This window comes from Xenorhabdus sp. IM139775 (assembly GCF_028598745.1).
Classification (GTDB): Bacteria; Pseudomonadota; Gammaproteobacteria; order Enterobacterales; family Enterobacteriaceae; genus Xenorhabdus.
The window spans coordinates 1-25,115 of the sequence record NZ_JAQRFK010000027.1 but is presented as its reverse complement, the minus strand read 5'-3'; the positions used below and the strand labels follow the sequence as shown (position 1 = coordinate 25,115).

Genomic DNA, 25,115 nt, shown 5'->3' with positions numbered 1-25,115 from the left:
TTTTTTATGGCATTGGGGTGATCGAAATAAAATTTTAATGTGCTTAATCTAGTCTCATCACAGTAGGTATGTTTTTCGTTGTGTATATAACTCTTTGTTTAATAAAACTCTTTGTTTAATATAACTAATAGTGGTGAGTAATATGGAAGGTAGAAACCATCTTGAAGGCATGCTTTCTCGCTTTATTGGTCAAGGCCCTTATTTGATCATTGATGGTGAAAAGTATATTGATGCGGCATCAGGTACGTTTAATTTGCCGCTCGGCTATACCAATGATCGGATTGCAGAAAAACTCAAACAACAGATTGATAGGTGTACCCATTTGAGTTCGGCTTATACACGTGAAATGTCACAATATATTTTGAGTAAATTAGTTAAACATGCACCTGAAGGCGTCGATCGTATCTGGCTGCGCGATGTTTCTGGATCGGGTGCGGTTGAATGCGCTATCCGTATAGCGCAAAAAGCGACGGGACGCTCAGGCGTTATTTCGCTCTTTCTTGCCCATCATGGGCAATCTCTTGCAACCGCTCAGATTTCGGGTAACGCATTCAGAATTAAAGATTTCCATATCAATATTGATGGATCGATAAAAATTCCTACGCCAGCCAGCGTCCTGTCAGGGCAACCACAACCGAGTGAAGATCAATTTGTCGATCTGGAGCAGTTTATTCAATTAGGTTCTAATGACAATCTTGCATGTCTGATTATTGAACCGATTCAGGGGAATGGCGGAAACACCGTTTTCCCGGTGTCTTTCTACCGCAAGATCAGGGAAATTTGCCGTCAGCATGGCATCATCATTATTGCGGATGAAGTCCAGACGGGTTTTGGCCGTACAGGGACGTTCTTCGCATCGACGGGGTATGCCAAAGAACTGGAGCCAGATATCATCGTTTTCGCCAAAGGGGCGGGTGGTATGGGCATTCCCACTGGGGGCGTATTGATGCGTCACTCACTGGATATATTGGAATCATTCGAACACTCCAGTACCTCTGGTGCCAATCCGCTCTCTTTGGTCGCCCTCAACGAAGTTATCGATATTATTGAAGATGATCACGTTTTGGAAAATGTGCAACAAAATGAAGCCTACTTGCGCGATGGTTTGCTGAAATTACAGCGTCAATATCCGGAGATCACGGGAGTGAGAGGTGTGGGGTATATGTATGGCTTCGACACCCCGACCCCAGATTTTGCCGCACAAGTGATTGCCGCTGCCAACCGCCACCACTTGATCGTGCGCGGTTCCCGCTATGGTAAAGGGAGGGCAATTAAAGTTCGCCCACCCCTGATTTGTACACAAGCACATTTGGCGGAAATTCTGCATAAACTGGATCTGACTTTCGCAGAATTAACGACTTCCGCGCAGGCACGTAAGGAGGCGGTATCATGCTAGCACTGAAATATCATCAAACGTGGGATGTTGAAATTCAGCCGGTTGAAGCCTTGTCTTGTATTGAACCCGATGATGTTGTTGTTGATATTGCCGTGTGTGGGATTTGTGGCACGGATGTGGGCATTATCACGGGGGCTTACCCTGTTGCAATTCCCGGCACCACGCTGGGTCATGAAACCACTGGCGTGGTATCTCAGGTTGGCTGCGGAGTGACTCAGTTTCAGGCCGGCGATCGTGTGGTCGTCAACCCGACTTACTTTTGTGGGCATTGCCGGATGTGCCAGACGGGAAGTCCCAATCATTGTGAGAGAAAACTGGGAACGGAAGCCGGGGTTTCCTATGACGGCGCGTTTGCAGGTCAATATTTGGCAAAGGAAAATTTGCTTATCAGGCTGGATGATCATGTCAGTATGGAGGAAGCCTCGCTGACTGAGCCACTCAGTTGCACCTTAACCGGGGTGGATAAGCTGGGGATCACCCATACGAATATTCGTGCGGCGGTGGCAGGGGCTGGCCCGATGGGGATGTTGTACATTTGGGCGCTGTATGAACGGGGCGTAAAAGCCTTTATGGTCGAAAAAAATGAGAGCCGCATTCAGTTTGCAAGCAATAATTTGCCGCCTGAATGCCCGCTGTATTCTGACTTTGATGAAGCACTGATGCAGGAATACGGTAATGCCTCGGCTCGGATTGATTTGTGCGTGGATACGACCGGGCAGTTGACTGAATATATTTTCGACCATCTGGCACCGGGTGGGAAGTTGCTGAATGTTGCCCTGAAAGACAAACAGGCCAATCTGGACATTATGAAAATTGCCGATAAAAGTCTTTCCGTGATAGGTTCCATTGATTCACTGAATAACAGTTTTGAACGTGCCTATGCCATGATCCGCGATGGTGTGATCCCGGTGAAGCGTTTTATCAGTCAGGTCTTTGATTTCAAGGATTATCAACAGGCTTTTCTGACAGTCGGTTGTGATATTGCATCGAAAACTCAAGTTCCTCTCACGACGCCAAACTGTAAGGTATTGATTCGTATTTCTGACCTAAAATAATGAATTGTTTTGAAGGACGATTTCGATGAATAGATGCAATGTGATTTTTGATATCGACGGCGTCATTGTCGATAGTGAGCAACTGCATTTTGACGTATTGCTTGATGTATTAGGTGATGTGGGAGAACAGGCACCGGTTCAACTCAGTGATATCCAACCTCAGCAATTGATCGGGCTGAGTCTGGCGGAAACGTTGGATGAGGTTGGCCTTCCTCCTTCAATGCAGCAAGGGATTAGCGAAAAAATTATTGCCCGTTATCAGGCAAAATTGTCCGCGCATTACTTGCGTCCGGGCATTACCGGCCTGATTGCGGCCTTGCAACAAAATGGGACTCAATTTGGGTTTGTTTCTACCGCGCCGCGTGATGTGTGTTTGGCAAACCTTGGCTTATTGGATCTCCATCAACCACCAGCCTTGATTTCTGGCGATGATGTGGAAAGAACGAAACCCTTCCCTGATCCTTATTTGGCTATGCTGAAATTGAAGAAGATGAATGTTCGGCAAACGTTGGTGATTGAAGATACTGATTTGGGGATTGCGGCAGCAAAACAGGCGGGTATTCCGTGGGTATATGCCTGGCCCCATGCTTTGTCGGTGGCAGAGCAGTATGGGCAGGCTTCCCGTATTATTGAGAGGTTAACCGATATTCCCCAGTTTTCAGGGATTAATATCGCGTGATGTCTTGTTGAAGAACGATATTGGGTGCCTTCCGTCAGAACAGGCGGAAGGCATTGTTTGAAGGCGGTAGGATTTAAAGAATAGGGTTTGAACGGTAGGGTTTGAAATATCTTGTTTAAAGGGTATGGCTTGGAGGAATTAAGTTGTCTGAAGAATATGCAGTCGCTTCAATAAAACCGCCTGTCATGGCAACGCGAATTTCGTTTTTTATTGCGGGATTCAGTATTGCGAGTTGGGCACCGCTGATCCCACTGGTAAAGGAACGACTTGGGCTGGATGATGGTTCAATGGGGTTGCTGATACTGGTGTTCGGTATTGGTTCTTTCATTATGATGCCAATTGCGGGTATGTTGGCGACCCGCTTTGGCTGCCGGAAAGTTTTTACCTTTTTTGCTTTGTTGGCTGTTTTGATATTGCCGGGGCTGAGTGTGTTCTCGACACCACTGACACTGGCTTGTGCCTTGTTTGTGTTCGGCATGGGCATCGGGGCGACAGACGTGGTGATCAATATCCATGCGGTCAATATTGAGAAAAGGGTGCATCAACCGATTATGTCGGGCTTTCACGCCTTGTTCAGTTTAGGGGGAATGGCGGGAGCCGGCACGGTCAGCTTATTGTTGTTTTTGGGGATCTCGCCGTTACACGTCACCATCGCCGTCGGGGTCTTCGTTATTCTGCTATTATTGCCAACATGGAATGGCATGTCGGATGACTCTGAAGCCGGGGACACGCCATTTTTTGCTTTGCCGCGTGGGATTGTGATCCTGATTGGCACGCTCTGTTTTGTCGTTTACTTAATGGAAGGTTCTATGCTGGATTGGAGCGGGATCTTGTTAAGTAGTGTGCATAACATGAGCACGCATCAGGCGGGTTTTGGCTATACGCTTTTTGCCATTACCATGACGGCGGGGCGGTTTTTGGGCGATAAAATCATTGCCGCATGTGGATATCAGCGTGTATTTTTGGGTAGCGCGATCTTGGGGACGTCAGGTTTTGTTCTGATCTATCTGGCATCCAGCCCGATTCAGTTGGGCATTTCGTTCCTGATGATAGGGGCAGGGTTATCCAACTTGGCACCGATGTTTTTCACCGCGTCAGGTCAGCAAAAAGTGATGCCTGATGCGTTAGCTGTTTCTGCCGTTTCTACGATGGGATATTCAGGGATTTTGCTAGGGCCGGCCATTATTGGCGGTTTGGCACATCAGGTAACGTTGCACGGTGCTTTTGCCTGTATTGCTTTGCTTTCCCTTTCATTATTAGCGGGATATGGTTTGATTAATCCTACCAGAAAATAACAGGGTAAATATTAATGAACTTGCAGCAATGTCATTGGTTGAATGAGCCTGCTTCATGGCGGTGTCAGGAGAATGAACTTCATGTCACGACGGATAAGAAAACCGATTTCTGGCGTGATACATGGTATGGGTTTCAGCGTCATAGTGGCCATGTATTTGGTGGTTATGTCAATGATTTTGAACTTGAAGACGGTTTTACTTTCCAGTTTTGTATCGAAGGCCAGTTTGAACAGTTATATGATCAGGCGGGTGTGATGTTATTGGTGGATGAGCAACATTGGCTAAAAGCCGGGCTTGAACATTCTGATGGGCAGGCCACGATCGGCAGTGTATTGACCAATGGGTGTTCTGACTGGGCGATGGGGATTTTCCCCGGTAATCCCGATAAGTTTTGGTTACGGCTGACCTACAGTGACGGGGCAATCAGGTTGCAGTATTCCACCGATGGCGTGACATGGCCGTTACTGAGATTGTCTCCTTTCACGATTGACCATCATCAACGTATCTTTGTCGGGGCGATGTGCTGTTCACCAGAGCGTGAAGGGTTACAGGTGAGGTTTTCAGATTTCAGCTTAACGTCATCGTTGAAAAAGCACCTGCATGATTTGAGTTAGTCATTAAATCTCCAGATGCAAGTTTGTTTTAACTTCATCTATCAATGATACGGATACTTTCGTTCTCTTTGGCTAACTTAGGCCAAAGAGAAACTGTTTGTAACTTCCCCGGCTGACGCTACTTACTGACCTTCTTTTTCTTAAAATAAGAGAAAATAAGGGCAGGTGATTCTGAGTAGGAAGTTACGGTTTTAAATGTATCAGTGGAGGTTAAACCGTAAATTTGTGTTCAATACTCCTGCTGGTTCGAGCGCGAACGTTTTCCGAGCTTAATTTGTATGCAATACAATCAAGTCTGGGGTGAATATCACTCAATTCGGTCTTGTTAAAATATCAGTCAGTGTTTTATTTGCTCAGTCCGTTCAAAAAACAGCCTTTAACGTTCTTACCCTGACCACATTACTCTTGGCTTGGCTCCCCGAAATAACCTTCATTAAATTCGATCTCGCCATTAAACTTGGAATTAGCGGTCTTGTCGTATATGCCACACAAATCTCTTTGATATTAAAATAAATAATAATATTTATAATATCCCTGTGTCAAAAATAATGGATTTTAATTATAACACTCAAAATCCTTTAAAAAGAATTTTGAAAATTATTGTGAATTCATTTTGCACTATTTAATCCATAACCTCATTTAATTTGGGGTGTCATTTTTATCCTTTATAAGGAAAATATTATGAGTTTTTTACCTAACAACTATTCGCCTATTGAGGTTTCTATTCCAGACGAGAATGGTAATCTTATACACTTTGAAGGAAATATCACTTCGACTATTCCTGGAATTGCTGCCCCTGAACTGAAAGATTTTATTGATGTACCAATTAACTGGGGATCGGATGCCATTTTTGACGATATGAAATTCGTTGATCTTCCTTTCGTAAATATTGGTGATTTTAATATAAAAATCGATTCCGTAAATCCTGACGAAATTATGAAAACTATTCCTGACTTTAATCAGGAGAAAAAATAAAAATTAGAAAATATTATTTCCGGGTTGGAAAAACAGCTTTCTGAAAATCCTCAAGTGGTGAAAAAAAGTTTGTAAAACATGACGTTGAGAGAGATTGTGGCATATCAGAGTTATGTCGCAGAATTTCAAAAAGCAAAATCTAACAATGCAGTGGTGGCAATGAATAAAGCACTTGCGGCTATTTTCGGTACACCGGAGGGATTAACACTACTCAATCCAGATGCCTTTCATTATAAAAAAACATACACGCAAGATTACGGTATTTTTAAAGATACATATATTATCGAGATAAGAAATAAGAAGGAATTAGATACATTATTGTCTGAGGCTAAGCAAATATGGGATAATGAATCTTTTCATTACAGTGTAAGTCCATCTAGGCAAGAGTCAATGAGGGAATACTACAATGCATATCGAAACGCTATCAGGAATACATTTTTGTATTACCATAACCTGAAAAATAAATTACGTGCAGGCATTGACCGAGAAGTAAAAAGAGTAAAACGCATCAACGAAGATCTGGAAAAATCCAGAACGGAAATGCATGATGCCTTTCATGACGGGCAGAACACAGCCATTCCGCCTGCAATAAAGCTTACAATTTTTGCCAAGATGCACCCAAAGGTGGCGCTCGAAATTGGCCATTATAGACAAGGTTCGACAAACATCAGTACTAACGCGGTTAGGTTTGCAACACAGGGCAAAGAAGAGCTAGGCGGATTTGCTGACCGGGAGGATGGCAATAGACAAGTCAATGCATTTCGCCATACCATCTGGCAAGGAACTCTGGCTGCCCGATATGGAGAAAAAATTGCTAAACACGTCGGGTATGCCAATGAAGTAAACCCGCGCATTGATCTGAATATCCGGCAATTTGCAACTCCCGACGAAGCGGATCAAACAGTTGATCTGCTTAATAATGAGATAGGTCGAAGGATTGGTCTAAACTCTAATACAACGTCTATGAAGGCATTGGCGTTTGCCACTTTGGAAATCTACCATAAAGAAGGCCTATACGTTGCCCTCAAAAATTCCAGTGGTTATGAAGTGGTAAAAGCAAAACTTGATGATCATCAATATAATTATATGAAATCTGTGTATGAAAAAGTGGATGAAAATGGAATGAAATAATCTCTTAGTATCTAATATCCCCGCTGCTTGTGGCGGGGTGTTTATTATGTGTAAATGAAAATAATAACAATTGATTACTATACTTAAAGCAACAATATGCGTATCATATAACAGTGTGTCAGGATTTTCAGAAAAATAATTATTCATCAGTGAGTTTTTACGGTAACCTAAGAAATAGGGTTGAAAATCTATGTTGCAAAGAGAAATTGAAGATGTCATTCAGGAATAAAAAATTACCTATTGCTCTAATAACATTTGCTGTGTTCTTCCTTATTTATTTTGTTTTTTTTTATAAATGGGATGTTAAAGAGGCGATTGCTTCTTATGGTGATGCTAATTGTCCAATGGATCAAGATTGTTTAGTGGATTTATATAAATTAACACCATTTCGCTGGGATCGTGCTTATGTTTTTCCCGTAGGGGCTGATAAGAATTTTATCGATGAGGCTATCGGTGTTCATTATCAGTTTGTTGATGTCGGGGTGAAGTATATTTTTATTAAAGACAATCATATTGTGTATTCTGAGGAATATTTCCCTGATCTGGATTATCGCGACAAAAATCAGGTGCTTCCTCATTTTGCAAGTTATTATCCCAAGGATAATGCTCCGATTTATTACTTTCTAACCAAAGAAAATAGTCAGTTAATTATAAAAAAATACCAGAGCCTATCGAGAAAACACAATCGTCTTTATGGGATTTCGCCTGCAAATGAAAATCAATCGGAAAAAAGTAATCCTTATAAAAAATAAGAGTTTTTTCTTGTAATTGTAGCGACTTTCAATCGAAAATAGTTCAAAATTCTGTCGAGTTTGTAACTATTTTTGTTTTATTGGTTTCTATAATGTGCATTAATGGCATTTTTTCCTATTACGCCCCTTTTTTTGCTCATTATGGAAAGATAGAAAGGTATGCCGCGGTTGCCGCATACCAAAAAGCGATCGACTTAAGCGCTATCGACCCAAATAGTGATCCCAATCTTTCCAAACGGGTTGCAAACCGGATTTGATTAGGGCTTCGGCGACCTGAAAAACGGGACGATTGTCGTGGGGCGCGAATTGCTCCAGCTCGTGATGCCCATCCGCATAACCACCGGGTTGGGTTTTTGAACCGGCACTGATGTTGTTGATAGCGAGCGGGACAACGTGATCACGGAAGTACGGTGATTCACGGGTGGAAAGGGAAAGCTCGACATCCGGTGCCAGCAGGCGGAATGCGCAAATCAGTTGTACCAGTTCGGCTTCATTCATTAAAGAAGCCGGGGCGATACCGCCGGCACAGGGGCGCAACCGAGGAAAAGAGATGGAGTAACGACTCTTCCAGAACTGTTTTTGCAGGAACAAGAGGTGTTCAGCCACCATATAGCAATCAGTGCGCCAATGGTGGGATAGCCCAATTAAGGCACCTAGCCCAATCTTGTCGATGCCCGCTCGCCCAAGGCGTTCCGGTGTTTCCAGCCGCCAGTGGAAATCCTGCTTTTTGCCTTTTAAATGATGTAATTGATAACTGGGTTGGTGGTAGGTTTCCTGATAGACCATCACGCCATCTAATCCCAAGGTTTTCAGCTCTGCGTATTCTTCTTGCGCCAGTGGCTGGACTTCCATTGAAACCGAACTGAAATGGCGGTGGATCAGGGGAAGAGAGCGACGAAAATAGTCCATGCCAACCTTGTTTTGGTGTTCCCCGGTGACCAGCAGAATATGCTCAAACCCCCGTTTTTTCAGCGCGAGGCATTCTGCTTCAATCTCCTGTTCATTGAGCGTTTTGCGCTTAATGTGATTACTCATGGAGAAACCACAATAAGTACAGTCATTGGCGCACAAATTGGAAAGATAGAGTGGGATAAAAAATCCCACGGTATTGCCAAAACGCTGGCGGGTGAGTTGTTGGGCACGCTGGGCGAGTGGCTCAAGGTAAGGCAGTGCAGCAGGGGAGAGCAAAGCCATAAAGTCATCCAGCGTCAAGCGATCGCGGTTTAGGGCATGTTCAATATCCTGTGATGTTTTACTGTTGATGCGCAGTGTGATGTCATCCCAATCCAGTTGTTGCCAGCGCTGGCTAAATGTGCGGTTTGGCGTCGTGCTTGTCATAGCGCCCCCAGAAAATCGGTCAGCGGGCTGGACGCCTCAGCATGGGATTTCTGGCTTGCCACACCCGCTTGATGTGCAAGTTCGCCGGCTTCAATGGCGGTTTTGAAGGCCTGAGCCATTTTAACCGGATTGCGGGCAACCGCGATGGCGGTATTGACCAGCACCGCATCAGCGCCCATTTCGATGGCTGCCAGCGCATGGCTGGGTGCGCCGATCCCGGCATCCACCACAACGGGCACGTTTGCTTGCTCAATGATGATTTGCAGAAAATCACGAGTCAGTAACCCCTTATTTGAGCCGATGGGCGCACCCAGTGGCATGACCGCAGCACAGCCGACCTCTTCCAACCGGCGGCACAGGACGGGATCAGCGCCACAATAGGGCAGAACGATAAATCCCTCTTTGACGAGCTGTTCCGCGCCTTTCAATGTTTCAATGGGATCGGGCAGCAGGTATTTGACATCGGGGTGGATCTCTAACTTAATCCAGTTGGTTCCCAGCGCTTCCCGTGCGAGGTGAGCGGCGAAGATGGCTTCCCCTGCGGTTTTAGCCCCGGAAGTATTGGGCAAGAGTTTGACACCCAACTGTTGCAGGGGGGCGAGGATCCCATCGTCATGGCCGTGGAGATCAATGCGTTTCATGGCCATGGTGACCAGTTGGCTGCCGGAAGCGCGGATCGCGTCAATCATTAATCCTGCATGAGCAAATTTGCCCGTTCCCGTAAACAGGCGGGATTGGAAGGTAACACCTGCAATTTTTAACATAAAATTAACCTCCGGCAATGGCCTGAAACAGCAAGATCGTGTCCCCGTCATTAATCTGCTGGGTATGCCACTCTGAGTGCGGAATAATGGTTTGATTGATAGCTAAAGCCGTACCTGACTGAGTGTGTTTTATGTGTTCCAGCCATTGTTGCACTGTCATGGGGGCACTCAGTGTCATGGGGTGATCGTTAACGATAATGTTCATACGACCTCTTTTCCTGACTGTTTTTTATCGGGTTGCCTGATAACGCCACAAATTGGGCACTGCGGGGAGCGGCCAAGCTGTAGTGTGCTCCAGCTTTGCTGTTTGCCATCAAACAGCCGGAGTTTTCCGTTTAAGGAAGAAGGAAGACCGGCCAGCATTTTTATGGCTTCCAAGGATTGCAGTGTCCCGATCACCCCAACGATCGGGCCTAAGATACCGGCCGTCCGGCAATTGCGTTGAGGCTCTTCCTGATGGGGATAGAGGCAGGCATAGCAACCGTGTTGGTAAGGGGGCGTCAATACCAGCAGTTGCCCACTAAAGCCGACGGCACTGCCGCTGATAAGGGGCGTGTTTTCGGCAATACAGGCCGCATTGATGGCATGGCGGGTGGCCATATTGTCGCAGCAATCCAGTACCAGATCGACGTGATTGACAACCCTCAGCAACGACTCGCGATCTTGCCGCCCGGTCAGCACCGTGATATTGATTTGCGGGTTCAGTTCAGCCAGTTGTTTTGCCGCTAGTGCGGCTTTATTGGCCGGAATATCGGTGGTGCGATAGAGAATCTGGCGTTGCAGATTTGAGATATGCAACTCGTCATCATCGGCCAGATAAAGGTGTCCCACGCCTGCCGCCGCGAGATAGAGCGCTGCCGGTGAACCTAATCCACCAAGGCCGACAATCAGCACCTTGCCGGCTTTTAATTTCTCCTGCCCTTCGGGGCCAACGTCCTCCAGCAATAACTGGCGGCTGTAACGCATAAATTCTTGATCGTTTAACATAAAAGCCCCCGAGCCTCTCCTTCACCTTTTCCTTCAACTAAATGAAGTAATCTGGCCGTTGCCTGCCGCCAGTCTTGCGCTTTTGTAATAGCACTGACCAGCGCCACGCCACCCACGCCCGTTGCCACGACATCAGCCACTTTCTCCAGCGAAATGCCGCCAATGGCGACGGTGGGATATTCCGCCGTGATCGCCACTTGCTGCTTCAGGGCATCAAGGCCCTGTGGTGATGAGGGCATCTCTTTCGTCGCGGTGGGAAAAATGTGCCCAAGGGCAATATAAGAGGGGCGCAGGGATTTTGCCCGCGCTAACTCTTGTGGGTCGTGGGTAGAAATACCCAACCGCAATCCGGCCTGCTGGATGGCATTGAGATCGGCGATATCCAGATCTTCCTGTCCCAAATGAACACCGTAGGCTTGATGCTTGATCGCCAGACGCCAATAATCGTTGATGAACAAACGGGCGTGATATTGGCGACCAAGTGCAATCGCAGACTGGATCTCCTGCTCTGCCTGTTCTTCTGTCTGGTCTTTGATGCGCAATTGCAGGGTGCTGACACCGGCGTCCAGTAACCGCTCAATCCACGTCAGGGAATCCACCACCGGATAAAGCCCCAGCCGGTGCACTGTCGGGGCGAAAGGGGCTAAGGGTCGCATTGGGATATCAGGCAGACTTTTTATGAGCCGGCTTTTCATGCGCCACCTCCTCTGCACTGTGATAAAGCTCGCTGCCACGGGAACGAAATGCGTCTGACATCTGCTCCATACCCGCTTCCTGTTCCAGTTTTGCCGCATAGTCACGCACGTCTTGGGTGATTTTCATTGAGCAGAACTTTGGCCCACACATGGAACAGAAGTGGGCGACTTTGCCTGATTCCTGCGGTAAGGCTTCATCGTGATAAGCGCGGGCGGTGTCAGGATCCAGCGCCAGATTGAATTGATCTTCCCAACGGAATTCAAAACGGGCTTTCGACATGGCATTGTCGCGGATTTGCGCCCCCGGATGGCCTTTGGCAAGGTCAGCGGCATGGGCTGCGATTTTGTAAGTAATCAGACCTTGTTTGACATCTTCTTTGTTAGGCAAACCGAGGTGCTCTTTGGGCGTGACATAACAGAGCATGGCACAGCCAAACCAGCCAATCATGGCGGCACCAATGCCGGAGGTGAAATGGTCATAACCCGGCGCGATATCGGTCGTCAGTGGCCCTAGGGTATAAAAGGGGGCTGCGTGGCAATGCTCCAGCTCTTCGGTCATATTGCGGCGGATCAGTTGCATGGGGATATGCCCCGGCCCTTCGATCATGACTTGAACATCGTATTCCCATGCGATCTGGGTCAATTCACCGAGCGTATGCAGTTCGGCAAATTGTGCTTCATCATTGGCATCCTGAATGGAGCCGGGACGCAATCCATCCCCCAAAGAGAGGGAAACGTCATAGGCAGCACAAATTTCACAGATTTCGCGGAAATGGGTGTAGAGAAAATTTTCCTGATGATGGGACAGGCACCATTTCGCCATGATTGAACCACCACGGGAAACAATGCCGGTCAGACGCTTGGCGGTCATCGGCACGTAACGCAGCAGTACACCGGCATGAATAGTGAAATAATCCACACCTTGCTCGGCCTGTTCCAGCAAGGTATCGCGAAACATTTCCCACGTCAGGTTTTCCGCTATGCCGTTAACTTTTTCCAGCGCTTGATAAATCGGTACGGTGCCAATGGGAACCGGGCTGTTGCGCAGTATCCATTCGCGGGTTTCGTGAATGTAACGCCCGGTGGAGAGATCCATCACGGTATCTGCGCCCCAGCGGGTAGACCAAATCAATTTTTCCACCTCTTCTTCAATGGACGAAGTGACGGAGGAGTTACCGATATTGGCATTCACTTTCACCAAGAAATTGCGGCCAATAATCATTGGCTCGGATTCAGGATGATTAATGTTGGCGGGAATAATCGCACGACCCGCGGCAACTTCTTGGCGAACAAATTCGGGAGTGATGTTTTCCGGTAAGTTTGCACCAAAATTTTGCCCGGCATGTTGCTGGCGCAAGACTTCACTGCGAATGCGTTCGCGTCCCATATTTTCACGCAGGGCGATAAATTCCATTTCCGGGGTGATGAGTCCTTGGCGCGCATAGTGTAATTGGGTAACACACTTGCCCGGTTTAGCGCTCAGTGGATGTGGGCGATGATGAAAGCGCAGGTGATCCAATCCGGCATCGGTAAGGCGTTGCTGGGTGAAGTCGGAACTGAGGACAGAAACAGGCTCGCTATCATTGCGTTCATCAATCCACGGTTGACGGATGGGATGTAATCCCCTTGTGACATCCAGTACGGCAGCCGGATCACCATAAGGGCCGGATGTGTCATAAACGGGAACCGGCTCGTTCTCTGTAAATTGGGGGTGCTCTTTTGTGCCGCCGATTAATGTGGGAGAAAGTTGGATCTCACGCATAGGCACTTGAATATCCTGACGTGAACCTGCAAGGTAAATGCGTTTTGAGTTGGGAAAAGTGACACCTTGAACGGCGTTGATAAATGCCTGTGCAGCATCTCTCTGAGCCTTACGCGGCCTTGCGGGATGGGCTTTTGGCGAGATATCCGCCGTTGGAATAATGGCATTAGAAATAACGATATCGTTGGACTTAGACATAGCAAATTCCTGACTGTGTTATCGCCTGTTTCATTGTTGATCAGGCTTAAGTTGAGAAAATTGCTTGTCTGGAGCTCGCAGGGAGTAATGGCTGGTGCTGGTGGGTATTTGACTTATATTACTCATACCGGCAGCGGGGTGATTACTCTTGTTCCCTTCGCGGGTATTAGCCCGATCAGGTTCTGCGGATCCCGAATAAACGGTCTCAGCCTGTGTCCATCGTGATATACGCTGAACGCTAGGCACTCCGACAAGAAAAAACACCCCAGAGTATAAAGGGGATTGTGAAAACTACAACCGAAAACTGTCACCTAAAACGACAATCTAAAACTGCAATCTCAAGCTACGATTTATTTTTACCTGTTTTCTTATAAAAACCAATGCAGTTGTTTCCAACCGTGTATTTCAGCTTCTGATTGCAGTTTATTATCGGCGTTAATGGTCACGACTTCGTCAGCAAATAAACACATTGGTAAGTCATTCATCGAATCCGTATAAAAGGAGATATGCTGTGATGATAAGTTCTGTTCGTCGAGCCATTGCTGCAAGCGGGCTACTTTGCCTTCACGGAAGGACGCCGTACCCTGGATTTCGCCGGTATAGCAACCCTCTTTCATCACCATATCAATGCCTATGGCGGTCGGTATACCCAATGCCACAGCGATTTTTTTGACCACGAAAGAAACAGTTGCGGAAATAATCAGGATTGGGATGTTCTGTTGTCGGTAAAGATCCAATTGTTCTTTGGCGGCGGGATAAAAAATCGGTTTGATTCTGGTTTCTACAAAATCGGTCAACCAGATATCGATTTGTTCAGCGGGAATGTGTTCGAGTGCCTGTAAACTGAATGCCAGATATTTCTGCATATCCAGTTTACCCGCACAATAATCAGACATCATTTTCTGATTTGCTTCTATAAAGCGAGGGTCGGTAATTATTCTTTTTTCCCATAGATATTCCGTCCATAGCCGGCCGGAATCCCCACAAATCAGCGTTTCATCCAGATCAAACACAGCGATTTGTTTTGACATTACTGTAACTCCTTTTAGGAAGGGTATTCAGAGGAATAGCATGTGTAACCGTGGTTAATATAACAAGATTGAAGACGAAATAAGATAAAAAGGCGTATGCTTTGCTTGTGTTGATTTTGGGCAGATGGATTTTGGGCATAATGGGAATAATCACATAACTCATGATGGGACAAATGATGCAACAAAAACTGGTAGGTACGGAACACGGCTGGTGGATTGTCAGTCTTGAAAATCGGGTTTGGCTACCACAGGGAGAGTTACCTTTAGGCACGGCTCACCAATGGGCATTGCAAGGCCATTTGGCGCAACCGATCGGCGAGTGGCTGGGAGAAACGGTCTGGTTGGTTCGGCAGAAAATGGCTTCTGATATGGCCTCTCCCCGTTTAATTGCTGATCGGGATGCTCAGTTATTTCAATTGGTCGGGCGGGGTGCCCAACTGGCTGAATTTTATCGTTCGCATCACTATTGTGGTTACTGTGGTCATGAGATGCAGCATAGCCCGCATGAATGGGCCTGTTTGTGCGACCATTGCCATGAACGTTACTATCCACAAATTGCCCCCAGCATTATTGTCGGCATCCGCCGCGATGACCATATTTTGCTGGCACAGCATCAGCGCCACCGCAATGGTGTCCATACTGTGCTTGCCGGATTTGTTGAAGTGGGGGAAACGCTGGAGGAGGCGGTGCATCGTGAAGTGATGGAAGAGAGCGGCATTAAGATCCGTAACCTGCGTTATGTCGCTTCCCAACCGTGGCCTTTCCCCAATTCATTGATGACCGGCTTTCTGGCCGATTATGAGAGCGGCGAAATCAATATTGACCCCGTTGAACTGATCAGTGCCGATTGGCATCGTTATGATAACCTGCCCTTGATCCCACCCCCGGATACGATTGCCCGCCGTTTAATTGAAGATACGGTGGCGTTATGTCGTGGCTAGTCCTGCCACGACCGTATTAAGCATGAGAGTGACCCATATCAGAACGGGTCACTCTCAATCTTTCAGGGAATACACCTTATTGTTTTTGTTCCTTTAAGCCCCGGTGTTTCAGCAGAGACTCAATACTCGGCGGCTTACCGCGCCAGTTGATATACAGCTTTTCCAAGTCTTCACTATTACCCCGTGACAACACCTTATCGCGGAAAAGTTGGCCATTCTCTGGCGTCAGGCCCCCATGTTCGGTAAACCAGTCAAAAGCATCGTCTGCCAGCATTTCCGTCCACAGGTAAGCATAATAACCGGCCGCATAACCTCCACCCCAAATGTGGTTGAAGTAGCTGGAGCGATAGCGTGGCGGCACGTAGCTGAGATGGATGTTGTCTTGTTGCAAAGCTGCGGCTTCAAACTTATCCACGTCCTGTTGTGGCTGATCAGCGGCCAGCATATGCCAGTGCATATCCAACAACGCGGCTGACAATAGCTCGGTCATGCTATAACCCTTGTTGAATTTGTCCGCTTTGTTGATCTTATCCACCAATGCTTGTGGCATGGCTTCACCGGTTTGGTAATGCCTGGCGTAATGGGCAAACACCTTGGGATCACGCGCCCAATACTCATTAAATTGTGATGGAAATTCCACAAAATCACGGGCGGTATTGGTACCGGACAGGCTCGGATATTCCTGAGTGGCAAACATGCCGTGCAAGGCATGGCCAAACTCATGGAACAGGGCGATCACGTTATCATACGACAAGAGTGCGGGTTGGCCCGGCGCCGGTTTGGTAAAGTTGGCGACGTTGTAAATCACCGGCTTGGTGCCGAAGCGCTTTGACTGATCGACAAAATTACTCATCCAGGCGCCACCTCGTTTGTTGTCGCGCTTAAAGTAATCGGTATAAAACAACGCCAATGGCTGCCCGTTTTTATCGAAAACTTCATACACGTGGACGTCGGGATGATAAACCGGAATATCATTGCGTTCTTTAAAGGTAATGCCATACAGCAGATTGGCCGTATAGAACACACCATTTTTCAGGACGTTATTCAGTTCGAAATACGGTTTAATCTGTGATTCATCCAAATCATATTTTGCTTTGCGTACCTGCTCGGCATAAAACGGCCAATCCCAGGCTTCCAGTTTGAAGCCCCCTTTTTGCTGGTCAATCACCGCCTGAATATCTTTGGCTTCGCGTTCAGCGCGTGCAGTGGCCGACGGTACGATGTCACGCAAAAATTTCAAGGCGGCTTTAGGCGTTTTTGCCATCTGATCTTGCAGTTTCCACGAGGCATAATCCGGGAAACCCAGCAGTTTAGCTTTCTCAGCACGGATCTTCGCTAACCGCGCCAAGGTTTGACGTGTGTCATTATCGTCGCCTTTTTCGGCTCGGTTCCACGATGCCTCAAATAACGCCTGACGTGTATCGCGATCTTTCAGAGCTTGCAGACTCGGTTGTTGGGTGGTGTTTTGCAATACCAACAGCCATTGCTTATCGAGTTTACGCTCACTGGCGGCCTGCGCTGCCGCCGCCATTTCGCCAGCGGACAATCCGTCCAGTTTGGCCTTATCTTGAATTTTCAACGCGCCATTTTTGGTTGCCGCCAGCAATTTGTTGGTAAACTGAGTACTGAGTGTTGCGGCTTCCTGATTCAACACTTTTAACTTGGCCTTATCTGCATCAGACAGGTTCGCCCCTGCTAACTCGAAGTTTTGATAAGTGATTTCCACCAACCGGAGCGATTCCGGATCCAGATTCAGCGCCCCGCGTTGCTGGTAAACGGCTTTGATACGGTTAAACAGTTTACTGTTCAGCATAATCTCATCATTTATCGCTGCCAGTTTTGGTGAAATTTCTTCATCCAGCTTTTGCAATCCGTCAGTGCTATTTGCTGATGCCATCGCCCCAAATACGTTCATCACCCGTGTCAATATTGCGCCTGATTTCTCCAGAGCGACAAAGGTGTTTTCAACGTCAGGCGGAGCGGGATTATTGGCGATCTCCTCTACCTCTTTCAGTTTCTGTTTAATACCGGCAGTTATCGCAGGTGCATAGTCGGTTTCTTTTATCTTATTGAATGGAGGTGCCTGAAACGGGAGTACGCTCGGATAGAAGAACGGATTTTTGTGCTGGTATTGCTGTGGATTAGCTTTATCGTTCACATTCACCTCCTTTACCTGATCACGTGATATGTTCGTATGATCAGATCCCAGTTTATTTTCTGCGGCCTGTACCTGAGTGCCTAGTGCCAAGCCAATAGCCAGTACTAAAGTGGATAAACGCATCAATCGAAACTCCTTCTTGTAGCGACGTTGTCATTCAAGTTGCAGCGTTGTTGGCTGCGCTCGTTCATCCCAGTCACATGGTTTATGCGCCTGTGGAACCATTCCCCTGCCTTCGCAAAACATATGCGCAACATTAATGTAACATGATGGGAGCGGAGGGCCAGTGTGCATAGCCTTTGTCTTGGGTTTTGTGATTCTGTCCGTATTTTTTTATCTGATGTTGTTTGTTATGGCGGAATGGGTTTATTTGTTGACTGTCACGACGGAAGTTCGGCTTTCGACGTGTTATCATGCGAGCGCTTTTTGTTGATAATCAAGGGAGCTTGTCATGAATGAGTTGAAAAACGACCGCTATCTGCGTGCCTTATTGCGTCAGCCTGTCGATATCACACCGGTCTGGATGATGCGTCAGGCAGGTCGATATTTACCCGAATATAAAGCGACACGTCAGGAGGCGGGAGATTTCATCTCGTTATGCAAAAACACGGAATTGGCTTGTGAAGTCACTCTCCAGCCTTTGCGCCGTTTTCCCCTGGATGCCGCTATCCTGTTTTCCGATATTTTGACGATCCCTGATGCGATGGGATTGGGGCTTTACTTCGAAACGGGGGAAGGGCCACGTTTTCATTCTCCGATCCAGAATTCTGCTGATGTAGAAAAATTACCTGTGCCCGATCCCGAACTGGAATTGGGCTATGTGATGGATGCAGTACGTGCTATTCGCAAGGCACTGGCAGGGCAAGTTCCTTTGATCGGTTTTTCGGGTAGCCCGTGGACATTGGCAACTTATATGGTTGAGGGCGGAAGCAGCAAGGCTTTCACCAAAATTAAAGCCATGATGTATACAGAGCCTGCGGCATTGCATAGGTTACTGGATAAATTGGCAAACAGCGTTATTCTATATTTGAACGCGCAGATAAAAGCGGGTGCCCAGTCTGTCATGATTTTCGATACTTGGGGTGGCGTTTTGTCCCATCGCGATTATCTGGCATTTTCCCTGCAATACATGCACAAAATCGTGGATGGATTGATCCGTGAACATGAAGGGCGTCGTGTGCCTGTGACCCTGTTCACCAAAGGGGGAGGGCAGTGGCTTGAGGCGATGGCAGCAACAGGTTGTGATGCGCTGGGTTTGGATTGGACAACGAATATGGCGGATGCGCGTCGGCGGGTTGGCGATAAGGTCGCTTTGCAGGGCAATATGGACCCCTCCATGTTATATGCCCAGCCGGCTCGAATTGAAGAAGAAGTTTCGACAATTTTACAAGATTTTGGTGTGGGTAACGGGCATGTTTTCAATTTGGGGCATGGCATTCATCAGGATGTTCCGCCGGAGCACGCAGGTGCATTCGTCGAAGCAGTACACCGGCTTTCAGTAAAATACCATCAATGATCCTATGATTGATACCAAGGCATTGCGTCAGGAACAGAGAGAGAAGTCACGGCAGGTTATCCGCCATGATGCTTTTTCTGCCTCTTTTACGCCCGATTTTACGCCAAAGTTCATTGCGGGCGCTGATGTTGGGTTTGAACAAAACGGTACGGTGACGCGTGCCGCCATGGTGGTTTTGCAGTATCCCTCATTGGAAGTGGCCGAATACCAAATTACCAGGATTGATACGCTGCTTCCCTATATCCCCGGTTTACTTTCATTTCGTGAATATCCTGCATTGATGGCTGCATGGCAAAAATTAAGCCTGAGGCCTGATTTGGTGATGGTGGATGGTCAGGGCATTGCCCATCCCCGGCGTTTTGGTATTGCCAGTCATTTTGGGCTATTAGCCGATGTTCCCACTATTGGGGTGGCGAAAAGCCGTTTGTGTGGTGAACATGCACAAGTAGGTGATATTCAGGGAAATCGTCAGCCGTTGCTGGATCACGGCGAGCAGGTCGGTGTTGTATTGAGAAGCAAAAAAAGATGTAATCCTCTCTATATTTCCCTCGGACATCGGGTCAGTACTGACAGTGCTGTATTTTGGGTTGAGCAGTGTCTGAGGGGATATAAACTACCTGAACCGACCCGTTGGGCGGATGGGATTGCCTCAAATAGACTGTTTTTTAGGCAAACAATGCAGAAAAATCTATAATTGTGGCGGAAAAGTGTGGATATTCTTGATTTTCAGGTAAACTTCGACGCAAATTAGGCATCATGAGTAACGACCAATGTTAAGAAACCCGATTCACCTGAGGTTGGAGAAACTCGAAAGTTGGCAACATTTGACTTTTATGGCTAGTCTATGTGAGCGGATGTATCCAAATTATCAGGTATTTTGTCTCCAGAGCGGGTTTGCAGACCCTGCACAATATCGCCGCATTATGGATCTCGTGTGGGAAATTTTGGTCGTTAAAGATGCAAAAGTGAATTTTGATAATCAGCTGGAAAAATTGGAAGCCATTATCCCATCATCAGAAGATTATGATATTTATGGTGTGTATCCAGCGATTGATGCATGCATTGCATTGGGTGAAGTCGTTCATTCTCGTTTGAGTGGCTCGACGTTAGAACATGCAATAGCCGTCAGTGAAATATCCATCCGGACTGTTGCTATGCTGGAAATGACGCAAGCCAGTCGAGAAATGACCGAGGATGAATTAACAGTATTACCGGCCATTGAGGAAGAATGGGATATTCAATGGGAGATTTACCGTTTGTTGGCAGATTGCGAAGAACGGGACATCGAATTAATTAAAGGATTAAAGGCTGATCTCCGTGAAGCGGGGGTGAGCAATATCGGCATAAATTTGGAGCAGTAACTCATAAAACGTGACTTAGTGCTTGATTTGCCGTATTTAAAAGGCTTCACATTTGCCCTCACTCTGTTCTACATTGGAGGGCGAAAAGAAGTGGCTATCGGTGCGTGTATGCAGGGGTGCTGTCAAATCGGCATATCCGTCGCACTCGATGCTTTGCAAACGATAAACACACTGTAAGGATAATCTATGAATAAGACTGAATTGGTTGATGCAATTGCAGCAGGTGCAGACCTGACTAAAACTCAGGCTAAAGCGGCGCTGGAGTCAACTTTGAACGCAATCACTGAATCGCTGAAAAATGGTGATGCAGTGCAGTTGGTAGGCTTTGGTACTTTCAAAGTTAACCACCGTGCAGAACGTACTGGTCGTAACCCACAAACTGGTAACGAAATTAAAATCGCAGCAGCAAACGTACCTGCTTTCTCCGCTGGTAAGGCACTGAAAGACGCAGTTAAGTAATCGAATTGCGAAAAAAAATAAGAGGGGAAAATAAACCCCTTTTGTTGATTCTACAGGGGCTGTTAGCATTAGGGTTCGTCTCTTTGCTCAGCGCCTGTTCGATTCAGCCCAACCCCCCCCTTTTCAGCGCCAGTGGTTTTGTCACTGACAGCGGTGTTATCCGTTTATGGCGTTTGGATGACCAAAACAGTCAGCCTCAGGTTATCATGAGTGTTTACAGTCCTTACTATGATAACGCTTACAACGATACCTCTTACAACGACACTTCTTATAACGATACTTCTTATCACGATAAAAGCAGCCGTAATAAAGACACCATTGTGACTTTTTACGAATATCGTCATGGCAGCTTGTGGCAAATCCGTCGCAATGTGTTCGATAATCCGCCAATCGTAGAAACATTACGTATCGCCCAAGATAACGCTGTCATTTTTAAACTGCGGCAATTGCAAAAGCGTAATGAACCGCTATCCGATGATGATGTGGATCGTCTGAAATCTGATGCCACGCAGATAGAAAAAACCAGTGACGCTTTAATTGCCGATAAGGTGAAGTTATTACAAGGACATTGGCAGGATGGGCGAGTGACCACCTGTTCAGGAACACAATTAGCGATTGAATTTGGGCTTCATGCTCAAAAGTGGCTCGAAGAAAGGCGAAATAACAGCGCTGGTTTATTAACGATTGCATGGCTGAATTCGCCCGCAGGAAATAAGCTGTTGTTGGTCGCGAATGATGATTTTTGTCGTTGGGAACCGACGAAAGATAAGCTGTAATTCTGTCACTTTCGTCGGTTTAGATTGAGCTTTTTCGTGATCTATTTCAAACGGGCGATTGCTCGGTAGCCGATATCTTTACGATAAAAACACCCTGCCCAATTGATTTGCCTGGCTCTCAGGTACGCTTTTTTTTGCGCATCAGCAATATCACAACCTAAGGCAGTCACACATAAAACACGTCCACCCGCAGTAATGACACTTTCATCCTTAAAAGCCGTTCCGGCATGAAAGACTTTTTCATCGATGTCTGATTCATCAGCATCTGATTTCTGCACTAGCCCACTGATAACGTCACCTTTGGCATAATTGGCCGGATAACCGCCTGCTGCCAGCACGACGCCCAAGGCAGGACGGTCGTCCCATGCCGACGTTTTTTCGCCTAACTGGCCTTTGGCTCCGGCAAGGCACAGTTCGACCAAATCAGAGCGTAACCGCATCATGATAGGTTGAGTTTCAGGATCACCAAATCGACAGTTAAATTCGATCACTTTCGGCTCGGCCTGTTTATCAATCATCAATCCTGCATAAAGAAAACCCACGTAGGTATGACCTTCGGCGGCCATTCCTGCCACGGTAGGGTAAATGATTTTTTCCATCACTCGCTGGTGGATCTCATCCGTGACGACCGGTGCGGGTGAATAAGCGCCCATTCCTCCGGTATTCGGCCCGGTATCGCCATCACCTACACGTTTGTGATCTTGGCTGGTTGCCATAGGCACCACATTCTTGCCATCCACCATGACAATAAAACTGGCTTCTTCCCCTGCCAGAAACTCTTCAATGACAATACGATGCCCTGCATTACCAAACGCATTACCCGCCAGCATATCTTTGACGGCGCTTTGGGCTTCTTCCATCGTTGTGGCAACCACGACACCTTTACCGGCCGCCAGACCATCGGCTTTAATCACGATGGGTGCGCCCATTTTTTCCAAATAAGCCAGGGCTGGTTCAATTTCGGTGAAATTTTGATAGGCCGCTGTGGGGATATGATGGCGAGCCAGGAAATCTTTGGTGAACGCTTTGGAACCTTCCAGTTGGGCAGCCGCTTTTGTCGGGCCGAAAATAGTTAACCCTGCCTGCTGGAAAGCATCAACCACACCGATAACCAATGGTGCTTCTGGCCCGACAATGGTCAGGCCAATATCATGATTTTTGGCAAATGCCAGTAATCCTTCAATATCTGTCGCGGCAATATCCACATTTTCTAAATTAGCTTCCAACGCAGTGCCCGCATTACCCGGTGCAACATAAACCTGATTTGCCAGGGGTGATTGTGCCGCTTTCCAGGCTAAGGCATGTTCTCTTCCGCCACTGCCAATAATCAAGATGTTCATTTGAGGCTCCTATTAATAAGGCATAATCATGGGGCATAAGTGGTTAATGGCGAAAATGGCGCATACCTGTGAAGATCATGGCAATGCCGTGTTCATCGGCAGCCGCAATCACTTCATTATCACGGATGGAACCACCGGGTTGGATAATACAGCTCACGCCCACTGCGGCGGCGGCATCAATTCCATCGCGGAAGGGGAAGAAAGCATCGGAAGCCATGACGCATCCCTGAACGTCCAAACCCTCATCTGCGGCTTTAATACCGGCGATTTTGGCAGAGTAAACACGGCTCATTTGGCCGGCACCAATACCCATTGTCATATTTTCTTTGGCATAAACAATGGCATTGGATTTGACGAACTTAGCAACTTTCCAGCAGAACAGGGCATCTTGCCTCTCTTGTTCCGTTGGCTGGCGCTTGGATACCACAACCAGTTCACTTTCTTTTACCATACCCAAATCGCGATCTTGTACCAGCAAACCCCCATTGACACGTTTGAAATCTAAGTTGGCAACCGGCGAATGCCATTCACCGCACGCCAACACACGGACATTTTGTTTGGTTGCCAGAATGGGCAGCGCGGCTTCATTAATAGAAGGCGCAATGATGACCTCAACAAATTGGCGTTCAATGATCGCCTGTGCAGTCTTGGCATCGAGTTCACGATTAAACGCAATGATGCCACCAAAGGCGGAGGTCGGATCGGTCTTAAAGGCACGGTCATAGGCGGTATGGATGTCAGCATCCATCGCAACACCACAAGGGTTGGCGTGTTTGACAATAACGCAAGCAGGTTCAGCGAAGTTTTTTACACATTCCAGTGCCGCATCGGTATCCGCGATATTGTTATAAGAGAGTGCCTTGCCTTGTAACTGCGTTGCCGTGGAAATCGAAGCCTCCGCGATTTGGCCTTCTATTGCTTCTATATAGAAAGCCGCGTCTTGATGGCTGTTTTCACCATAACGCATATCCTGCTTTTTGATGAAATTCAGATTCAGTGTGCGAGGGAAACGTCCTGATGGCTGATCAGTCTCACCATAATATGGCGGAACCAACTTGCCAAAGTAATTGGCAATCATGCTGTCGTAACTGGCGGTATGCTCGAATGCTTTGATGGCTAAGTTAAAGCGGGTGGACTGCGTCAGTGAATTTTGGTGGTTATCCATCTCCCCAATAATTTTGTCGTAATCTTGGCTATTTACCACAATCGCCACATCTTTGTGGTTCTTGGCCGCAGAGCGAACCATTGTTGGACCACCGATATCAATATTCTCTACCGCATCTTCCAGAGAGCAATTTGGTTTTGCCACGGTTTGGGCAAAGGGATAAAGATTAACGACCACCATATCAATCGGTGAAATCTGGTGTTGTGCCATCACTTCATCATCCTGCCCGCGCCGACCCAAAATGCCACCATGAACTTTAGGGTGAAGTGTTTTGACACGCCCATCCATCATTTCAGGGAAGCCTGTATAGTCAGAAACCTCGGTGACATTCAATCCTGCTTCCGCCAGCAGACGAGCAGTACCTCCCGTTGAAAGCAGTTCGACACCGCGATTGGATAAGGCTTTGGCAAACTCAACAACCCCCGCTTTGTCAGAAACACTCAGCAGGGCACGACGGATTGGACGAAGCTGTTGCATTGGTGTGATCCCTTGAATTTCATAAAACCAGAATGTGTTATTGGGAAAAATCCACTCATTTGATAGAAAAAATGGTTTCTGCCATAACATTTCAAAACAATCTGAAAAAACACTGGGTGATTTTTACTTCGCAGATTGTAACGAAAACGTTTGCGTGATGCTCGATAAATTTTATCAAAATATCGATATGTGGATAAATCTGTGTATATATCGGTATAAAGCGGCATTTTGCTGTGTAATGCAGCAAACG

At 47.0% G+C, this 25,115-nt stretch carries 24 protein-coding genes, 1 pseudogene and 1 riboswitch; of the genes and pseudogenes, 15 read left to right on the top strand and 10 right to left on the bottom strand.

The window, feature by feature from the left end; all coding sequences use genetic code 11:
• Window positions 1–142: 142 nt before the first annotated feature.
• From PSI17_RS08175 to PSI17_RS08140, 8 genes are all read left to right on the top strand, one after another.
• Entirely contained in the window at window positions 143–1,396 is a 1,254-nt protein-coding gene (locus PSI17_RS08175; RefSeq protein WP_273551510.1) for a class-III pyridoxal-phosphate-dependent aminotransferase, read from the top strand.
• Window positions 1,390–2,451 carry a zinc-dependent alcohol dehydrogenase gene (locus PSI17_RS08170; RefSeq protein ID WP_273551509.1) on the top strand — a complete coding sequence of 354 codons (1,062 nt, stop codon included), beginning with the start codon at window positions 1,390–1,392 and terminating at the stop codon, window positions 2,449–2,451. Before PSI17_RS08175 ends, PSI17_RS08170 begins: the two co-directional genes overlap by 7 nt.
• A 25-nt stretch (window positions 2,452–2,476) precedes the next feature.
• On the top strand, window positions 2,477–3,130 hold the full coding sequence (locus PSI17_RS08165; protein ID WP_273551508.1) for an HAD family hydrolase: 654 nt from the start codon (window positions 2,477–2,479) through the stop codon (window positions 3,128–3,130).
• Window positions 3,131–3,273: 143 nt separating this feature from the next.
• On the top strand, window positions 3,274–4,425 hold the full coding sequence (locus tag PSI17_RS08160) for an MFS transporter (protein ID WP_273551507.1): 1,152 nt from the start codon (window positions 3,274–3,276) through the stop codon (window positions 4,423–4,425).
• 14 nt (window positions 4,426–4,439) lie between these two features.
• Entirely contained in the window at window positions 4,440–5,039 is a 600-nt protein-coding gene (locus PSI17_RS08155; protein ID WP_273551506.1) for a DUF1349 domain-containing protein, read from the top strand.
• 681 nt (window positions 5,040–5,720) lie between these two features.
• The gene (locus PSI17_RS08150; RefSeq protein ID WP_273551505.1) at window positions 5,721–6,014 is read left to right on the top strand and encodes a hypothetical protein; all 294 of its coding nucleotides are present in this window, start codon (window positions 5,721–5,723) and stop codon (window positions 6,012–6,014) included.
• A 96-nt stretch (window positions 6,015–6,110) separates the two neighbouring features.
• On the top strand, window positions 6,111–7,145 hold the full coding sequence (locus PSI17_RS08145) for a DUF6973 domain-containing protein (protein WP_273551504.1): 1,035 nt from the start codon (window positions 6,111–6,113) through the stop codon (window positions 7,143–7,145).
• A gap of 212 nt (window positions 7,146–7,357) precedes the next feature.
• Window positions 7,358–7,897, top strand: coding sequence for a hypothetical protein (locus tag PSI17_RS08140; RefSeq protein ID WP_273551503.1), 540 nt, complete (start codon window positions 7,358–7,360; stop codon window positions 7,895–7,897).
• A 201-nt stretch (window positions 7,898–8,098) separates the two neighbouring features.
• Here PSI17_RS08140 and thiH read toward each other — a convergent pair whose 3' ends face one another.
• The 7 genes from thiH to PSI17_RS08105 all read right to left on the bottom strand — a co-directional run bounded on the left by thiH (window position 8,099) and on the right by PSI17_RS08105 (window position 14,672).
• Complete coding sequence (thiH, locus tag PSI17_RS08135) at window positions 8,099–9,235, bottom strand: 2-iminoacetate synthase ThiH (RefSeq protein WP_273551502.1); 1,137 nt, start codon at window positions 9,233–9,235, stop codon at window positions 8,099–8,101.
• Complete coding sequence (locus PSI17_RS08130) at window positions 9,232–9,999, bottom strand: thiazole synthase (RefSeq protein ID WP_273551501.1); 768 nt, start codon at window positions 9,997–9,999, stop codon at window positions 9,232–9,234. Before PSI17_RS08130 ends, thiH begins: the two co-directional genes overlap by 4 nt.
• A 4-nt stretch (window positions 10,000–10,003) precedes the next feature.
• Window positions 10,004–10,204: a sulfur carrier protein ThiS gene (gene thiS, locus PSI17_RS08125; protein ID WP_273551500.1), complete on the bottom strand. Its 201-nt coding sequence runs from the start codon at window positions 10,202–10,204 to the stop codon at window positions 10,004–10,006.
• On the bottom strand, window positions 10,201–10,986 hold the full coding sequence (locus PSI17_RS08120) for a HesA/MoeB/ThiF family protein (protein ID WP_273551499.1): 786 nt from the start codon (window positions 10,984–10,986) through the stop codon (window positions 10,201–10,203). The genes thiS and PSI17_RS08120 overlap by 4 nt, the downstream gene beginning before the upstream one ends.
• On the bottom strand, window positions 10,980–11,642 hold the full coding sequence (gene thiE / locus PSI17_RS08115) for a thiamine phosphate synthase (RefSeq protein ID WP_273551520.1): 663 nt from the start codon (window positions 11,640–11,642) through the stop codon (window positions 10,980–10,982). Before thiE ends, PSI17_RS08120 begins: the two co-directional genes overlap by 7 nt.
• Before the next feature lie 7 nt (window positions 11,643–11,649).
• Window positions 11,650–13,641: a phosphomethylpyrimidine synthase ThiC gene (gene thiC, locus PSI17_RS08110; protein ID WP_273551498.1), complete on the bottom strand. Its 1,992-nt coding sequence runs from the start codon at window positions 13,639–13,641 to the stop codon at window positions 11,650–11,652.
• A gap of 135 nt (window positions 13,642–13,776) precedes the next feature.
• A riboswitch (TPP riboswitch) is annotated at window positions 13,777–13,901 on the bottom strand.
• Window positions 13,902–14,009: 108 nt separating this feature from the next.
• Window positions 14,010–14,672, bottom strand: a complete 663-nt coding sequence (locus tag PSI17_RS08105) for an HAD family hydrolase (protein ID WP_273551497.1) — start codon at window positions 14,670–14,672, stop codon at window positions 14,010–14,012.
• 173 nt (window positions 14,673–14,845) lie between these two features.
• Between PSI17_RS08105 and nudC the strand changes: the two genes are divergently transcribed.
• Complete coding sequence (gene nudC, locus PSI17_RS08100; RefSeq protein ID WP_273551496.1) at window positions 14,846–15,613, top strand: NAD(+) diphosphatase; 768 nt, start codon at window positions 14,846–14,848, stop codon at window positions 15,611–15,613.
• A 76-nt stretch (window positions 15,614–15,689) separates the two neighbouring features.
• Here nudC and dcp read toward each other — a convergent pair whose 3' ends face one another.
• On the bottom strand, window positions 15,690–17,894 hold the full coding sequence (dcp, locus tag PSI17_RS08095; RefSeq protein ID WP_273551495.1) for a peptidyl-dipeptidase Dcp: 2,205 nt from the start codon (window positions 17,892–17,894) through the stop codon (window positions 15,690–15,692).
• 328 nt (window positions 17,895–18,222) lie between these two features.
• On the opposite strand from dcp, the gene hemE reads away from it, so the two are divergent.
• From hemE to PSI17_RS08070, 5 genes are all read left to right on the top strand, one after another.
• Entirely contained in the window at window positions 18,223–19,287 is a 1,065-nt protein-coding gene (gene hemE / locus PSI17_RS08090; protein ID WP_273551494.1) for a uroporphyrinogen decarboxylase, read from the top strand.
• Window positions 19,288–19,291: 4 nt separating this feature from the next.
• Window positions 19,292–19,981 (top strand): deoxyribonuclease V, encoded by a 690-nt coding sequence (gene nfi / locus PSI17_RS08085; protein WP_273551493.1) that lies wholly within the window; start codon window positions 19,292–19,294, stop codon window positions 19,979–19,981.
• A gap of 76 nt (window positions 19,982–20,057) precedes the next feature.
• Window positions 20,058–20,648: a YjaG family protein gene (locus PSI17_RS08080; protein WP_273551492.1), complete on the top strand. Its 591-nt coding sequence runs from the start codon at window positions 20,058–20,060 to the stop codon at window positions 20,646–20,648.
• A 186-nt stretch (window positions 20,649–20,834) separates the two neighbouring features.
• The gene (gene hupA, locus PSI17_RS08075) at window positions 20,835–21,107 is read left to right on the top strand and encodes a nucleoid-associated protein HU-alpha (protein WP_273551491.1); all 273 of its coding nucleotides are present in this window, start codon (window positions 20,835–20,837) and stop codon (window positions 21,105–21,107) included.
• Between the two features lie 41 nt (window positions 21,108–21,148).
• On the top strand, window positions 21,149–21,883 hold the full coding sequence (locus tag PSI17_RS08070; protein ID WP_337927208.1) for a DUF1481 domain-containing protein: 735 nt from the start codon (window positions 21,149–21,151) through the stop codon (window positions 21,881–21,883).
• 41 nt (window positions 21,884–21,924) lie between these two features.
• Here PSI17_RS08070 and purD read toward each other — a convergent pair whose 3' ends face one another.
• Together purD and purH are read right to left on the bottom strand one after the other, a co-directional pair.
• Window positions 21,925–23,223, bottom strand: a complete 1,299-nt coding sequence (purD, locus tag PSI17_RS08065; protein WP_273551490.1) for a phosphoribosylamine--glycine ligase — start codon at window positions 23,221–23,223, stop codon at window positions 21,925–21,927.
• 43 nt (window positions 23,224–23,266) lie between these two features.
• The gene (gene purH / locus PSI17_RS08060; protein ID WP_273551489.1) at window positions 23,267–24,865 is read right to left on the bottom strand and encodes a bifunctional phosphoribosylaminoimidazolecarboxamide formyltransferase/IMP cyclohydrolase; all 1,599 of its coding nucleotides are present in this window, start codon (window positions 24,863–24,865) and stop codon (window positions 23,267–23,269) included.
• A gap of 40 nt (window positions 24,866–24,905) precedes the next feature.
• On the opposite strand from purH, the pseudogene PSI17_RS08055 reads away from it, so the two are divergent.
• A pseudogene (locus PSI17_RS08055) lies at window positions 24,906–25,115 on the top strand (hypothetical protein); the annotation flags it as partial.

Bases quoted from the DNA above. Each gene is read 5' to 3' on its own strand.
- PSI17_RS08175 (WP_273551510.1), top strand. From the start codon at position 143: ATGGAAGGTAGAAACCATCTTGAAGGCATGCTTTCTCGCTTTATTGGT.
- PSI17_RS08170 (WP_273551509.1), top strand. From the start codon at position 1,390: ATGCTAGCACTGAAATATCATCAAACGTGGGATGTTGAAATTCAGCCG.
- PSI17_RS08165 (WP_273551508.1), top strand. From the start codon at position 2,477: ATGAATAGATGCAATGTGATTTTTGATATCGACGGCGTCATTGTCGAT.
- PSI17_RS08155 (WP_273551506.1), top strand. From the start codon at position 4,440: ATGAACTTGCAGCAATGTCATTGGTTGAATGAGCCTGCTTCATGGCGG.
- PSI17_RS08150 (WP_273551505.1), top strand. From the start codon at position 5,721: ATGAGTTTTTTACCTAACAACTATTCGCCTATTGAGGTTTCTATTCCA.
- PSI17_RS08140 (WP_273551503.1), top strand. From the start codon at position 7,358: ATGTCATTCAGGAATAAAAAATTACCTATTGCTCTAATAACATTTGCT.
- thiH (WP_273551502.1), bottom strand. From the start codon at position 9,235: ATGACAAGCACGACGCCAAACCGCACATTTAGCCAGCGCTGGCAACAA.
- PSI17_RS08130 (WP_273551501.1), bottom strand. From the start codon at position 9,999: ATGTTAAAAATTGCAGGTGTTACCTTCCAATCCCGCCTGTTTACGGGA.
- thiS (WP_273551500.1), bottom strand. From the start codon at position 10,204: ATGAACATTATCGTTAACGATCACCCCATGACACTGAGTGCCCCCATG.
- PSI17_RS08120 (WP_273551499.1), bottom strand. From the start codon at position 10,986: ATGTTAAACGATCAAGAATTTATGCGTTACAGCCGCCAGTTATTGCTG.
- thiE (WP_273551520.1), bottom strand. From the start codon at position 11,642: ATGCGACCCTTAGCCCCTTTCGCCCCGACAGTGCACCGGCTGGGGCTT.
- thiC (WP_273551498.1), bottom strand. From the start codon at position 13,641: ATGTCTAAGTCCAACGATATCGTTATTTCTAATGCCATTATTCCAACG.
- PSI17_RS08105 (WP_273551497.1), bottom strand. From the start codon at position 14,672: ATGTCAAAACAAATCGCTGTGTTTGATCTGGATGAAACGCTGATTTGT.
- nudC (WP_273551496.1), top strand. From the start codon at position 14,846: ATGATGCAACAAAAACTGGTAGGTACGGAACACGGCTGGTGGATTGTC.
- dcp (WP_273551495.1), bottom strand. From the start codon at position 17,894: ATGCGTTTATCCACTTTAGTACTGGCTATTGGCTTGGCACTAGGCACT.
- hemE (WP_273551494.1), top strand. From the start codon at position 18,223: ATGAATGAGTTGAAAAACGACCGCTATCTGCGTGCCTTATTGCGTCAG.
- nfi (WP_273551493.1), top strand. From the start codon at position 19,292: ATGATTGATACCAAGGCATTGCGTCAGGAACAGAGAGAGAAGTCACGG.
- PSI17_RS08080 (WP_273551492.1), top strand. From the start codon at position 20,058: ATGTTAAGAAACCCGATTCACCTGAGGTTGGAGAAACTCGAAAGTTGG.
- hupA (WP_273551491.1), top strand. From the start codon at position 20,835: ATGAATAAGACTGAATTGGTTGATGCAATTGCAGCAGGTGCAGACCTG.
- purD (WP_273551490.1), bottom strand. From the start codon at position 23,223: ATGAACATCTTGATTATTGGCAGTGGCGGAAGAGAACATGCCTTAGCC.
- purH (WP_273551489.1), bottom strand. From the start codon at position 24,865: ATGCAACAGCTTCGTCCAATCCGTCGTGCCCTGCTGAGTGTTTCTGAC.